This window comes from Paenibacillus sp. NPDC057967 (assembly GCF_042887015.1).
Lineage (GTDB): Bacteria > Bacillota > Bacilli > Paenibacillales > Paenibacillaceae > Pristimantibacillus.
The window spans coordinates 82,808-98,300 of sequence record NZ_JBHVQB010000002.1 but is presented as its reverse complement, the minus strand read 5'-3'; the positions used below and the strand labels follow the sequence as shown (position 1 = coordinate 98,300).

Below are 15,493 nucleotides of genomic sequence, written 5' to 3'. Positions count from 1 at the left end.
GTAATCCACATCCTGCTCCGCGTTTCCGTTCGGTAGAATCGAAGAATATACAATTGACTACACATTCTAATATTATTCGCCCTCGGCCATAATTCGTTTCCCTTCATCAATTAAATCTAATGAAGTCAAAGCTTGTATGACGATATTGCGAAGCTCTCCCTCGTCCCGCAATACGAAGTTCATTTGGATATCCCGAATTAACGCTTTTTTAGATAGAGCAGGCGCTGACAGCATATACTCCCTCAGTTCTTGAATATCAAGACCTTCATCCTTATGTACGTAATACGGAATATGGACTTCACCTTCCGCCAAGCTGCCGACAACGCCAAGCAAATCTTGTGTCAGAGCCGCAATTCTCTCTTGACGTTGCTGTGCCAAGAGCTCTAGATGCCGGTACGGATTCTCGACTTGCGGCAAAGAAACACGCTCTCTCAACACCCTTATCATATCCGCTCGCTTCTGCTTCTGCTCCTTGGTTGGCCCATAAGGCGAGGCTGCCGCTTCCTCCTTCCAGCGCTGCTTCGCAGCACGGTAGTCCTCTTCTGCTGCGAACACATTGTAAAACAGCTCCTCGTCCGTCAACAATAAGCTCAGAAACTCCTTTATGTCGTTAGCTATAATCTTCGCAGGCCGATCAAAATCCATTGGGCTCACGCATACGATGGGAGCATGCTCCAACTGATCCACAGTTCCGAAGTCTGTCAGAAAACCATAATGAATACCGTCTACTCCATTACTCCCGAACACCACGACATCACACGGCGTATTAAAGTACCTGAACGAGCCCAGCTCCAGGTAAAAATTAAGTCCTGCGTAAAACGGGTCATGGCCACCTAACTCTTCCTTTAAACGAATGAGCTCCTGCAAGGTTGGCGGTGGGTTGTAAGAACCAAAATTTCTATTTTTCACTTTCAGTATCCATCCTTCTCTCATTTAATCTCAATAGGGTAAATGTGGCGGTAAGGTCACCGTTTTTTTGTGCGGTAATAGCCTGACGAAGACAGGAAGCCGCCCTGTCCAGGACGGCTCCACTCTCTTATTTGTTAGCCAAATTAAATTCGTATTTCGTTGTTTTGCTGCCAATGAACAGATAATGCTCCAAGATCAACTTGTTATCTTTAATCTCTATCACTTTCAACCCGTCCCATTGATTGAACTCTGTACTAAACTGATCGAGGGACTGATAGATTTTCCAAGTTTCCTCGTCCAGTACCGCTTCAGCCAGCAGCGTCGTCTCCTCCGTCTTCCGGTTGACGAGCGTCAACCATCCCGTCCTCTCTGGACGAACGACCATATAATTATCGTCGAACCACTCTACTTGGAAGTTGTCCTCTTGGTACCCTGTAATAGCCTTTAGGTCGTGCTCGCCTACCAATTTGCCCTCCAGACTAACCTCATAGAGGATCGCTCCATTCATCAGAAGCGCATGATTGCCTGCCGACCTAGCTATATTACGGTTGGGATGCCCAGCCGTGTATGCCTTTGACTCCAAAACGAGCCTTTGATTTACAAGTACCATTTTAAAAAAGTTGTTATGTATGCCTGGTTCGCCGTAATTGTCATAAACCTGCAACACATGAACGTTATCCGATAACGGGTCAACTGTGAATTCCGAATAGCCGAGCACCTCAGCCTTTGTATCCGCAATGAACTTGATAGCATCGGCATTGCTCGCGCTATAGAGCTTGCCGTTTGTCTTTTCCACCCAGTAGCTGGTTGCCCCTTGGGTTACATATAGATACTTGGCTTCCACATCAATATTCACACGACGCTCCTTGTCATGCCAGGTGACCTTTGCGCCGAACGCTTCGCTGATGAATCGAACCGGGACGTAGACGACGCCGTTTTTGTTGTATGGAACGGTCCTCATGGCAACGTTTTTGCCGTTAATCTTTGCTTGCTTGCTGCCTAGCGTCAGCTCGATGCGCGTCTGCGGATTCGTAATGACAATGCGCTTACCCTCCGGAATCCAGGTCGTCTTGCTATTCAGCAAAGTACCGACTTCCCTTAACGGCAATTGAGTCGTTCCATTCTGTAGGATGGGCGGATTCTGGAATTCGATCGGCTCCCAGTTATTTTGGGTGACCTTGATTGGCTTGGCAGCAGCGCTTGCCGCTTCTGGCCATGTATAAGCGCCTGTTGCCAATAAAGCTACTGACAGTATAAACGCAATTACCCATTTGCTTGACTTCATCATTTACTCCTCCAATGGTCAAAAATAATTCCTCTAAGTAAGACGCCCAATTTCAGTAAAAGGTTTCCTTTTTTGAGGTGTTTTTTCATGGTCCCCTCATTGTGCTCCAATTGGGAAAATGGCCCGCTTTGATCTAACGATCGAAATTCGATCCGATGCATGTTGCTCAATGCGATTCAAGGCCCCTCGGTTATTCCTCCGTCGATAAAGGCTCGCGGAACCAATGAACTCCGTTTCGTCATCACATAAGTGTACACCTGCAAATGAACAAAAACCCGGTATCCAACAGATACCGGGTTCATCGTATTAAGCTATCGTATGCGAATGAAGAATACGCTCCAGCTTGCCTGAGAGCAGCTGCAGAAGCTGCGGGCTGTCGCTATGGATGAAGAAGTGCCCGCCGGGCAGCATATGAAGCTCGAAGTCCTCTGCTGTCTGCGACTCCCACGCTTGCAGGTCCTCCTGCGGAATGCCGCTGTCGGCCACTCCGCCGAATGCGGTCAAGCCGCAAGCAAGCGGCGGACTTGCCTCATACGTATACGTATCGCAGAGCTGCATATCCGCGCGTATCGTTGGCAGGTAGAGCTCCATCAGCTCGTCATTTTGCAGCAATGCCTCCGGCGTACCATTCAGCCGCCTCAGCTCTTCTTTCAACCCTGTATCGGACAGCAGATAACGTCCTTCATCCGTTCTCGGCAGCTGCACGGACCGAAATGCGGAAACGAATACATGCTTGAGACTGCCCGGCAGTCCCGACTCCAGCCGCTTAGCCGATTCGTATGCGAGCATCGCCCCCATGCTATGGCCGAACAAGACGAATGGCTTGTCCTCCAAGTAAGGGATCAACACACCCAGCATAGGTTCGATAATCGCGTCCAGGTCGCCATTCGGCTTATCCATAAATCGATTGCCTCGCCCTGGCAATTGAATCGCAACAACCTCAATCTCCGGCGATAATGCTGCCGGCCATTCACGGTAGATCGTTGCGCTGCCTCCCGCGTAGGGGAAGCAGACCAGGCGCAGGCGCGCGCTCGGATTCGGCTTCGGAATATGCAGCCACGGACTGTCGGTTCTTTGTGGATTCATAAACAGGTTCTCTCCAATCATGAAAGGGATGCAACAGGCTGTTCGTCCCATGTCCTCATGCGCGCTGCAAGCCCGGCGATGGTAGGCTGCTCGAACAATACCCGAAGCGGCTGCGGACAGCCCGTATCGGCTTGGAGCCTGACCATCAGCCTGACAGCCAGCAAGGAGTCTCCGCCCAGCTCAAAGAAGTTGTCGAAGACGCTCACGGACTCCAGGTTCAGCAGCTCCAGCCAGATCGAGGCAATCCGTTCCTCCGTCTCCGTACGTGGAGGAACAGCTTCAACCGAACAAGCGATCTCTGCGAACTCCACGCTTGGCAGCTCCTTGCGGTTCACCTTGCCGTTCGCCGTAAGAGGGAGCGCATCCAGCACCATAAAGTAGGACGGAATCATATAATCAGGTAATTTATTCGCCAGATAGCCGCGAATCACCTCTTGATCCGTCACCCCTTCCTGTTGAAGCACTAGATAAGCTACCAGTTTCTGCTGACCGCCCGCTCCCGCCACTGCCGCGATCGCCTCGCGAATATGCGGATGCTGCGCAAGCGCCGTCTCAATCTCGCCGAGCTCAATACGGTATCCCTGAATTTTGACCTGGAAGTCTTCCCTGCCCATAAATTCAATGTTGCCGTCCGGCAGCCATCTGCCGAGATCACCAGTCCGGTAGAGCCGCTCTCCGGTTCGCGGATGCACGACGAAGCTGGCCGCTGTCTTCTCCTCGTCCCGGTAATAGCCTCGGGCCAAGCCGGTTCCGCTTATATATAACTGGCCAGGCACCCAAGTCGGACAAGGCTCCATTACATCATTGAACACATGCATCCCCTGATTGCGCATCGCCTTACCGTACGGAATGCTGGACCAGGCAGGATCTACAGAGCCGATCGGATACAGGATCGACCAGATCGAAGCCTCCGTCGCTCCGCCCAGGCTAATCAATTCCACATCCTCACATAGGGCGCGAATCGCATCTGGCAAGGATAGCGGAATCCAATCCCCGCTCATCAGTACGAGACGCAGCGACTTGTTCAGCCTTTCACGCTGTCCGGAAGCGAATTCGACCAGCATATTCATCAAGGCCGGAACTGAATTCCAGATCGTCACCCGTTCCTTGCGCATCATAAAGAGCCAGTGTGCCGGGTCCTTGCGGTGATCGGAATCCGGAATGACGATTGTCCCTCCCGCTGCCAGCGTCCCGAACAGATCGTAGACGGAGAGATCGAAGCTGAGTGCTGAGAGGGCGAACACCTTATCAGAGCTGGATACGCTGAACCGCTCGTTCATATCCAGCACGGTATTCAGTGCGCCAAGGTGGTCGATCATGACGCCTTTCGGCTGGCCGGTTGAGCCAGATGTATAAATGACGTAAGCCAGATCCTCAGGTTGCTGCACCGAATCCAGAGGGCCATCACGAAGCCGAGCCAGTCCGTCGTATTCCACGGCCATAACGGTCATTCCCTCACCAAGCCAATACAGCTTCGCCTCCAGCCAAGGCTGGGTCAGTACGATATGTACCTGCCCCTGCTGAAGCAAATATTGTATACGCTCCTGCGGCATATCAGGGTCAATCGGCAAGTAGGCCGCCCCCGACTTCAGCACGGCGAGCACAGCCGCCACCTGCTCCCAGCCCTTCTCCATCACTACGGCTATGAGCCGGTTGGGACCTGCCCCTTCCTTGCGCAACTGCCGTGCGTACCGGTTGGTCACCCGGTTCAGCTCACCATACGTAATCTCGAATTGGGAAGTCGCAATCGCTGCTTGCTTAGGATCAGACCTGGCTTGCTCGCAGAACAACTCATGCAGCAATGCGGGGGCAGTGTCGCCTGAAGCATCGATAGTCGGATTCAAGATTGCTTCGTGAGCGGACAAACTTCCCGGCCCTTTAGAAGAATGGACAGTCTCCACTGCGTCCCCAGGAGCTTGAGCAATAGCAGAGATTGCCGCTCCACTCTCTTGAGCCGCGCTTGCGGAATTTCGACCTTGAGCTCGAATGACCCAGCCCTGATGCCAAATATCATCCTCGTTCGCCAGACGGTTCAGCAAGCCGAAGTAAGCAGCGAACATGTCCTCCAGCATCCCTTCAGGGAATAGCTCTCGGACGACATCCCAATTGCAATACAGCACCTTCTCATCTTCCCACACGCCGCAATCGAGCCATACCTGGGAAGTCTGGGTGATGCTGTAGAACGGCTTCAGATCGAATCCGCTGCTCTGGCGATCCGGTATAGGCAGTGTCAGCGCGCTCGTGAAGACGACCGGCATCAGCGCACGGGTCAGTCCGCCCTGCGCGCGGCTTAGCTCACGCAGCACATGTACGCCGCTTACATGATGATGCTCCAGATCATGCCACAGCTTCTGCTGCGTCCTTCCTGCCCGGTCGACAAAGCTGATGCCATCCCTGTGATTGATCTCCAGCAGCGTCAAGGAAGTGAATTCGCCAACAATATCATGGACCTGCGGATGAATCTGCAGCCGGTTCAGGAAGGTCAGGTTCAAGCAGAAGCTTCGATTCTTGCTCCAGGCAGCCAGCACTTCAGCGTAAGCAGACAGCAGCACTCCGGAGGCGGTCAGTCCCATGCGCGTAGCCTTGGATTTCAGACGGCTCCAGATGTCGGCGTCCAGCCGATTATGCAGCCGGGAGAAGTACGGGTTCTTAAGCGAGCCCGGACTCTTTGCCATCGGGAGCTCGGGAGCCGGCGGCAAGGAAGGTATGCGTTCCTTCCAATACGCAAGCGACCGCTTGTAGGCGTCCGTCTCCTTCATTCGGGCTTCCGCATGTACATAGTCACGGAAGGTCAGCTCCAGCTCGGGCAGCTCGGCATCCGAATCTTGATGAAGCTTGGACAGCTCCTTAAGTAAAATGACATAACTCCAGGCATCGAACACAAGCGCATCCGAGCTGAGATGGATGCGAGCCCGCCCTTGGTCAAGCAGGGTTAGTCGCAAGTCAAAGACGGGCCATCTGTCCGTCTCCAGCATTTGATGAGACATGCTCTCTCTCAGCGCCGCTAGTGCAGATTCGGTGTCCTCGGCAGGATGGCCGCGCAAGTCAAAAACGGCAATCTCGTATTCCGGCACATGCTCCAGCACCTGCTGCATGCCGTCTTCCGTCACGATAGCGCGGAGCATATCATGTCGCTGCACCAGAAGATTCCAGGCAAGCTGGAAACGGGCGGGATCGATATGCTCCACCTCCAGCTCGTCATAGCTGTGTGTGGATACATTTCCCATCTCGAATGCTTCGTTGCGTCCGATCCAGTAGGCCTGCTGCACCTCTGTCAGCGGGAACCGTTCATATCTTCCGACAGAATCCTTCCGAAGCTCCGGCAAAGCCTGCACCGCTTCCTCATGGCGCTGCTGCTGCCCACTCTTCTCCGCGATCACAACAGCCAGCTCCGCTATGGTCGGCGCCTGGAACAGAACCTGTAGCGTCAGGTCCACCTGGAACGACTCCCGGATTGAAGCAATCAACTGAATGGCCAGGAGTGAATGGCCTCCATTGACGAAGAAATCGGAGTGAATACCCATTCGTCTGACCTGGAACAGCTCCGCCCATACGCCAGCCAGCTTCTCTTCAATTAACGTGCGGGGCGCAGCGTAGGAACCATCATCTTCCGACTGCAAGGTCGGAGCAGGCAAAGCGCTGCGATCGACCTTGCCGTTGGCCGTCAGCGGAAGTTCCTCCATCACGACGAAGGAGGCCGGGACCATATAGTCGGGCAAGCTTAGCTTAACGGCGCTGCGAAGTCTGTCCGTATTGACCGACATCCCCGCTTCGGGCACGATCCATGCCGCCAGCAGCCGATCCTCCCATACCCGCACAACACATTCCCTTACGGATGAATCGCGGTTCAGCGCCGTCTCGATCTCCCCAAGCTCAATTCGGTAGCCGCGCAGCTTCACCTGATTGTCCATGCGGTCCAGCAGCTCGATATTGCCGTCCGCCAGATACTTGGCCTGATCTCCCGTCCGGTAGACTAGCGTTCCCTCATGCCTGCGAATCGGATGCGGGATGAAGCGTCCAGCCGTCAGAGCCGGACGCCTCCAGTAACCGAGCGCAAGCCCGCGACCTCCAATATAAAGCTCTCCCGGCACGCCGACGGGGACGGGCTGCTGATTAGCATCCAGTACATAAGCCTGCTGGTTCGGAAATGGCTTTCCAATCGGAATGAGCTGATTCGGCGACATGCCCGCAATATCGCCCTCGAAGTATGTACTATCGATTGTTGCTTCAGTGAGCCCGTACGAATTGATCAGGCGCGTATCAGGCCCGCAGAATCGTCTGAAATGCTTATATTCATGAACGTACCAGCGGTCCGAGCCGATGCACAGCACGCGCATAAAGTCGAGCGTTTGCCCCGTCGCCTCCAGGTAACGGATCAAATTCCGGAATACCGCAGGGACAAATTCAGCGGCATCGACCCTCTCCTTCTTCATCAACTCATACAGACGGGGCGCATCCAGCATCGTATCCTTCTTCAGCAGTACAAGCTTGGCGCCGGAGCACAGCGCTCTGACCCAGTCTCCTGTGAAGACGTCGAAGGAGAAGCTCGCCAGCTGCAAGTGAGCTTTCACATCCGCCCGCAAGCGGTATATGTCCTCCCAACCGAAATAAGCATTAACGAGACTCGCATGACTCACCATCGTTCCCTTCGGCTGGCCTGTCGTTCCTGATGTGTATACGAGATAGGCTAAGTCATCTTCCGCTATCTCAGGCTGGGACAGCTTCTCCGCACCCGTGATCCCCGCTTCTCCGGCATCAAGCAGGAGCGTGGCAAGATTGCCCCCTATGAATCTGTCCGCCAGAGCTTGCTGTGTCAGCATGACCGACAACCTTGCATCCTCCACCATATACTCGATTCGTTCCGCCGGATAGTCCGGATCGACCGGCACGTAAGCCCCTCCAGCCTTTAGAATCGCAAGCACACCTGCAACCATGTCCAGTGATCGCTCTACACATATGCCGACGCGCGTTCCCGAGACGACCCCCATTCCCTGTAGCCTGAGCGCAATATGGTTCGCCCGCTCGTCCAGTTCCCGATAGGTAAGCGACTCTCCCCCCATTACTACAGCTGTTCCGTTAGGAATCCTTGCGGCTTGCCGCTCGAACAATTGATGAATCGCCGCCACACGCTCGTACGGCTTGGATGTGCGATTCCATTCCACAAGCATCCGCTCCCGCTCTGCCGTCCCAAGCAGCGGCAATTCAGCGATTCGGCAGGATTCATCTCCCGTGACCGCCTCCGCAAGCACCTGGAAGTGCTCGGCCATGCGAACTATACGATCGCGGTCATACAGGTCCGTATTATACTCGAATATACAAGTGGGGCCGTCCGGACCTTCGAAGATATCAAGGGACAAATCAAATTTGGACGTACCGCCATCAATGGCTTCATATGTAATGGAACGATCTCCTGTCCGGATAGGAGGAAGCGCGTTCTGATAAGTGAACAGCACTTGGAACAACGGATTATGGCTCAAATTCCTCTCCGGCTTAATGGTCTCCACCAGACGGTCGAAGGGAACATCCTGATTCTCGTAAGCGTTCAAGGCTGTCTTACGCACCTCGCCCAGCAGCTCGGCAAATGTCTGAAGACCGGACACTCCCGTACGCAACGGCAGCGTATTGACGAATACGCCAATTGCGTGCTCGGTGCCAGGCAGATGGCGCCCGGAGATGGGGAAACCGACGATAATATCCGATACACCTGTATAGCGATAGAGCAGCACCTTGAATAGCGATAGCAAGGTCATGAATAACGTAGCCTCATGCTTCCGGCTGTAGATCTTCAGCGTATCGTACAGCTCTCGCGGCAGCACCAGTGTGTGCATCGCCCCGCGGAAGGTCTGCACCGGCGGGCGAGGCCGGTCCGCCGGCAGCTCCAGAACGGGAAGCTCGCCCGCCAGATGGCCTCTCCAATACGTGAGCTGGCGGTTCTGCAGCTCTTGGCTAGCCCGCTCTCGCTGGGCGAAGACATAATCTGCGTATTGAGTCAACGGCTGAGGAAGTACCGATAGATCCCCTCCTGATGACAACGTTTCATAGATCGAGGACAACTCCCGGATGAACACGCCAAGCGACCAACCGTCGAATACGATGTGATGCATCGTGAGAATAAGCTGATACTCCTGATCCTCCAACCGAATGAGCGTCGCCCACCAGAGCGGCCCGATCCGCAGATCGCAGGGCCGCTGCACATCATCATTCACGATCCGCTCCGCTTCCGCGAACCGCACATCCTCCGGCCATGCTCGAAGGTCAATAGAGCGCAGCGTCACCTTGGGAGAAGCAGCCACGATCTGCACGGGTCTGCCTTCATCGCCCATACGAAAGGTTGTACGAAGCACTTCATGCCTGCGGACCATCTCATGCAGGCTCTCCGACATCAGTTCCTGATCCCATTCACCGAATAGCCGGAAGGCTGACGGAATATTATAGAATGGGCTATGCGGATCTAATTCCTGCAGGAACCACAGGCGCTGCTGCGTGAAGGAGAGCGGAATAGGCTCTCCTGTCCGTGGCTTGGCCGGAGACGGCTCCAACACAGCCTCCCCGGCTTTCTTTTTCTTAATGGCCTCCAGCAGCTGAAGCCGTTTCTCCGGCGACAATGCTGCCAGCTTGTCCGTCAACTTCTCACTCATTCCTTAAGCCCCCCGCCGGCTGCTACTTCTTGAAGCAGGGCTTCGACCTCTTCCAATGAGAGGGAATCTGCTTCCGATAGCAGCTCCTTCAAGTCTGCATCCAACTCCTTGCTTTCGACCGCCAGTTGTGACAATAGCGTGCCCGTCAGCTGCGATACGCTTGAGCCCTTCAGCAATTCCACGACGGCTACGCTCATACCCAGATTCGTCTCAATCCGATTCTTCATCTCGATCGCCATCATCGAATCAAGTCCCCAAACGCTAAGCGGCTGCTCCGGCAGCAGCTGCGAGCGGTTAATGCGGAGAATGCCTGATACGACGTCCATCAAATAGTACTCAAGCAAGCGATACCGCGCTTCGGCGTCAGCGGCTCCCTCCAGTTGGCTCCGTATGCCAGCTTGTCCATCCCCTTGCATGGATGCCTTTCTGTCTTCGTCGGTCTGTGCCGATAGACGCTCCAGCATAATAGGGGCGATGCCCATCGGGAAATTCTTCTCCGCAACGACCGGCCAGTCTGCGGCAAGTACCGTCGCCTGGGCAAGCCGTTGACCAAGCAAATGCTCCATCGCTTCCAGCCCTTGCGCATTGCTCATCGGGTAGAAGCCGCGATTGCCGAAGAACTCGACCAGATCGAGCTGTGTAGCCATGCCGATCTCGCCCCATGGTCCCCAATTAATGCTGAGTCCCGGTAATCCGAGCGACCGGCGATGGTGCGCAAGTGCGTCAAGGAAGGCATTGCCTGCCGAATAATTTGCTTGTCCTGGCGACACGACCACTGAAGCGAGCGACGAGAACAGAACGAAGAAATCGAGCGGCGCGTCCGCGAATTGGCTATGCAGGTTCCATGCTCCCGCTACCTTCGGCTGAAGCACGTCGCTGAACTGGGCTTGCGTCATCTGGACGAGCAACTGAGGCTTCGCCACACCAGCCGCATGAATAATGCCCCGGACGGCAGGCCAGCCCTCCTGCTCATACGTGCGCATGAACTCGGCAAGCTGGTCGGCATCCGCAACATCAAGACCCGCTACATGCACCGAAGCCCCCATCGCTTCCAATGCGCGTACGGCTGCAATGCGCTTAGCCGCAGACGGATTGTCGCGTTCCGCATCCTTCCAGAACGCGCGCGGAGGCAGCTTCTCGCGACCGGCCAGAATGAGTCTGCGCGCCCCGTGCTCCACCATCCACCTCGCAACGAGTTGACCGAGTCCGCCGAAGCCGCCCGTAATGAGATAGCTGCCGTCAGATCGCAGCTTCGCCGGAATTCTCGCCATCGGCGCGCATTCCTCCAGACGGGCGACATACCGTATGCCACCTCGGAAGGCCACCTGATCCTCGCCGTCTGACCGCAAAATCTCCTCCAACAAGCCGTCCATGCTGCAGTTTTCCGTATCCATGATACCGCCCCATATATCCTTGTGCTCTTGATGCCCGAGCGTTCTCGCAAGTCCCCACAGCATCGACTGATGGAGCGCAAGTCCGCGGAAACCAGGCTGGACAGGCTGGCTGTCGCTCGTCACTAGCCAAAGCTTCGGCTTTCTTCTCCAGCTGCGCCCGGCAATGGCCTGCACCAAATGCATGACCGCAATGACGCCCTCCTGCTCCGCATCCTCCAGTTCCGCCCGATCTGCTCCTTCCGTATGCGCTGCATTCAGGCTCCATAGATGGATGACGCCGCGAATATCCGCGTCGTCTCCTGAGCATACGGCTTCCAGAAGACGAACAAAGTCGTCAGGCGATGCAGGGTTAACTCCGTATTGTCTATGAGCCTCATCTGCACGGTATACGCGCTCTGAGTATATTTGAATGCAGGCCGCGCCTTGACCAGCCAGCTCGCCAGCCAGCTTATCTCCCGCGCCATGCCGGTCCATGAAGAGCAACCAGCGGCCTGATGCATGTTGATCCTCCATGGCTGCGGCAGGAAGCCGTTCCTGCTGCAACCAGTTCATCTCATACAGCTGCTGCGGCTTATTCAGAGCAGCCGATTCATCCCGCAGCGAGACGGCGCGGCAGCCTTGAATATCCAGAATGAGATTGCCCTCCGTATCCATTAGTCGGATATCGCCAAGCAGGCCGGAAGCATCCTGCTCCGAGATTGTGGCGTGAATCCACATCGCATCCGACAGCTGGCGGTAGACATGCCCCTGAGTAACCCCAACCGGCATATAAACCGAAGAAGCATTCGGGTCGATTGGCAGTGCAGCGGCCATGACCTGGAAGCAAACATCAAGCACAGCCGGATGAATGCGGTAGGCGGACAGCTCCGGTACCAGACCCACTGGAACGTCCACTCTGGCCAGCGCCTCGTTGCGGCCTTGCCATAGTTGCCGGATTCCCTGGAATGTCGGTCCATACTGAAGCCCCATTGTTTTGAAGTGGCTGTAGCAGATATCACGGGCAATCTCGGTCCCGCAGCGCACTTGCAATTCGTCCAGCTCTATTCGCCTGGCCTGACCATGATGCGGACTGACGCAGCCTTCCGCGTGAAGAGTCCAGTTCGTATCGCCTTGGCTGCTGAAAATGCTGAACCGTGAAGCAGTCGGATCAAGGGCAATACGCAGCTTGACGGTCTCTCCCTCCCCGATAAAGAGAGCTTTCTTGAACGCAATAGCTTCGGTATGCAGAACGGCTGCCTCTTCGCCGTACAGCTCCCGCGTCGCAGCAAGACCCATCTCCACATAGCCCGCACCCGGGAAAACAACCGCATTCTGAATGCGGTGATCGTCCAGGAACGGCAGGCGGCGGGCATCCAGCTCCACCTCCCATGTCGGGTATGGCGATGGCAGGCGGCGGCCGAGCAGCGGGTGAGAAGCACTTCCAATCCGGTCCTGCTCAGATAACGCGGATTCATGCCAATAGCGCTGACGCTGCCAAGGATAAGATGGATAAGGGATAAATGGCTTCTTGCCCGGGTAGAGCGCATTCCATTGGATCTCATAACCGAATTGGTACAGCAAGCCCAGCGACTCCAGCACCGTTCTCCGCTCAGGTGCGCCGCGCTTCAAGGATGGAATGGTATGGCCTGTCCTTCCGAGCTTCATCAACGACTCCGAGATCGAGCTCGACAATACAGGGTGCGGGCCGATTTCTACGAAAGTGCCGTATCCGTCCCTAATCATATCCTGCACAGCCGAAGCGAAGTAGACCGGCTCCCGTACGTTCTTCCACCAATATTCCGCATGGAGATCCATGCCTTCAATCCGGTGGCCTGTCGCTGTGCTGTAGAGCGGAATAGCCGTATGAGACAGCTCCAGATCGTGAAGCTCGTCCGTCAGTTCTGCCCGTAGTGGCTCCATGTAATGGCTGTGGTACGGAACGCTGACATGCAAGTATTTGCAGAAGATCCCTTCCGCCTCCAGCTTGTCTGTCAGTGTCCCCAGCGCCTCCGGCTCACCGACCAGCGTCACCGCGCTTGGACTGTTAATAGCGGCAATGGATACCGCGGCGCCCTCCGAGCGAGCCAGTCTCCGCTCTGCTTCCTCTAGTGAAAGTCCGATAGCTGCCATCTTGCCTTGTCCAGTCGTCTGCTGCTGCAGACGGCTGCGGTGATAAATGACCCGGACAGCCTCCTCCAGCGACAATGCGCCCGCAATATGGGCTGCTGCCACTTCACCCGCGCTATGGCCCACAATCGCCTCTGGCACGATGCCCCATGATTGCCACAATTCAGCCAGCGCGACTTGAATGGCAAAGTTAGCCGGCTGAGCCACCTCGGTCTCGCCCATGCGCGATTCCGGCTCCTTCGCCATCATCGCATCCAGCAGCGACCAGCCCGCATGCGCCGTGAACAGCCGGTCGCACTTCTCGATTGCCGCCCGGAAGATGGGCTCCTCGCCGATCAACTGGCGGCCCATTGCCCACCACTGCGGGCCCATGCCGGTGAAGACGAAGGCCAGCGGCGGCAGCGCCGCAGCCGTACCGTCGCGATTCAGTCCTGTCGACTCCGGCAGAACATCCCGCTGGGCAATCCCCTCGAGCAGCTCAGCCCACTCCTTCTTCGACCCCGCGACTGCGGCGATACGGACGCCATGATGATCGCGGCGCCTTGACAGCATATAGCCGGTATCCTGCAGGGACGCCGCCTCTGCGGACCGCTCCGACTTCGCTCGCATGGTCATGGCGAATGTCCGCAGCGCTTCCTCGCTTCGAGCAGACAAAGGCAGCAGCATATCCCGCTCCTCATCGCTGCCGCTCTGCTGCTGGATGCCTCTGACCAGCTCCGGTGCCTCCTGCACGATGACATGAGCGTTCGTGCCGCCGAAGCCAAATGAGTTGACGCCCGCCAGACGTGGTCCGTCCGCATACGGCCAGTCAGTCAATTGCTGCGGAATTTGCAGCTTCAGCTCATCGAACCGAATATTCTCATTCGCCTCAATCAGATGCAGGTGTGGAGGAATCTGACGATGCTTGAGGCAGAGCACTGCCTTGATCAAGCCCGCAATACCGGCAGCCGCTTCGGTATGGCCGATATTCGTCTTCACCGAGCCGATGTAGCAAGGCTTGCCGTCCTCCCTGCCCTCGGACAGGAACGAGCCCAGCGCGTTCGCCTCGATCGGATCGCCGACCGGCGTGCCTGTGCCATGGGCTTCAACATACTGAACTTGTGCCGGATGGACACCGGCCCTCCGGTACACTTCCTCCATAAGCGCACGCTGAGCTTCCCCGCGAGGAACGGTAATACCGGAGCTGTGTCCGTCCTGGTTCACGCCTGTTCCCCTAATGACCGCATGAATCGGATCGCCGTCCTGAATTGCCTTCGACAGCGTCTTCAGCACAACCATGCCGGCTCCCTCACCGCGCACATAGCCGTTCGCCCTGGAATCGAATGCTTTGGAGCGGCCATCTGGAGACAGCATGCCCGCCTTTGACTCGGCGATGAAATAATCCGGCTTCAGCATGACATTGACCCCTCCGGCGAGCGCCAGCGAGCTTTCCCCGTTCCATAAGCTTTGGCAAGCCAGATGGACCGCTACCAGGGAGGAAGAGCAAGCCGTATCCAGCGAAATGCTAGGGCCGCGGAAGTCAAAGAGATAAGAGATTCGATTCGCCAGCAATGTCATCATCGCGCCCGTCGCCGTATGCGAATCTACCAAATGCCTGTTGCTCTCTGAAAATTGCAGAAGCTTGTAATCCAGCGTAAAGCCGCCCATAAAGACGCCGGTATCGGAGCCCTTCAGCCGTTCGGCTACTTGTCCTCCATTCTCCAGCGCCTCCCAGCAAACCTCCAGCAGCAAGCGCTGCTGCGGATCCATAAGGGACGCCTCGCGTGGCGATATCCCGAAGAAAGACGCGTCAAAACGATCTACCTGCTCCAGAAAACCTCCCCATTGCGTATTCGTCTTGCCTGGTTTTGATCGGTCTGGATCGTAATAGGCTGCTTTGCTCCAACGATCCTGAGGAACATCTGTAATGCCGTCAACGCCCCTCTGCAAGATGTTCCAGAAGGCTTCAGGATTGCTCGCTCCTCCGGGAAAGCGGCAACCCATGCCAATGATTGCAATCGGTTCTTTCGCATGCTGCAATTCGTTGATGCCCATGGCTTGTTCCTGTCTGTTCACCCGATCTCACCTCTTGTTTC

General features: G+C 55.9%; 5 protein-coding genes. All 5 read right to left on the bottom strand.

The window, feature by feature from the left end:
* Positions 1–72 precede the first annotated feature (72 nt).
* The gene (locus ACFVSO_RS04890; protein ID WP_387470709.1) at positions 73–909 is read right to left on the bottom strand and encodes a hypothetical protein; all 837 of its coding nucleotides are present in this window, start codon (positions 907–909) and stop codon (positions 73–75) included.
* A gap of 127 nt (positions 910–1,036) precedes the next feature.
* Positions 1,037–2,197: a copper amine oxidase N-terminal domain-containing protein gene (locus ACFVSO_RS04885; RefSeq protein ID WP_387470707.1), complete on the bottom strand. Its 1,161-nt coding sequence runs from the start codon at positions 2,195–2,197 to the stop codon at positions 1,037–1,039.
* A gap of 303 nt (positions 2,198–2,500) precedes the next feature.
* Entirely contained in the window at positions 2,501–3,280 is a 780-nt protein-coding gene (locus ACFVSO_RS04880; protein WP_387470705.1) for a thioesterase II family protein, read from the bottom strand.
* 17 nt (positions 3,281–3,297) lie between these two features.
* A complete protein-coding gene (locus tag ACFVSO_RS04875; protein ID WP_387470702.1) occupies positions 3,298–9,918 on the bottom strand; it encodes an amino acid adenylation domain-containing protein in 6,621 nt (2,206 codons plus the stop codon).
* Positions 9,915–15,473 carry a type I polyketide synthase gene (locus ACFVSO_RS04870; protein WP_387470699.1) on the bottom strand — a complete coding sequence of 1,853 codons (5,559 nt, stop codon included), beginning with the start codon at positions 15,471–15,473 and terminating at the stop codon, positions 9,915–9,917. The genes ACFVSO_RS04875 and ACFVSO_RS04870 overlap by 4 nt, the downstream gene beginning before the upstream one ends.
* Positions 15,474–15,493 lie beyond the last annotated feature (20 nt).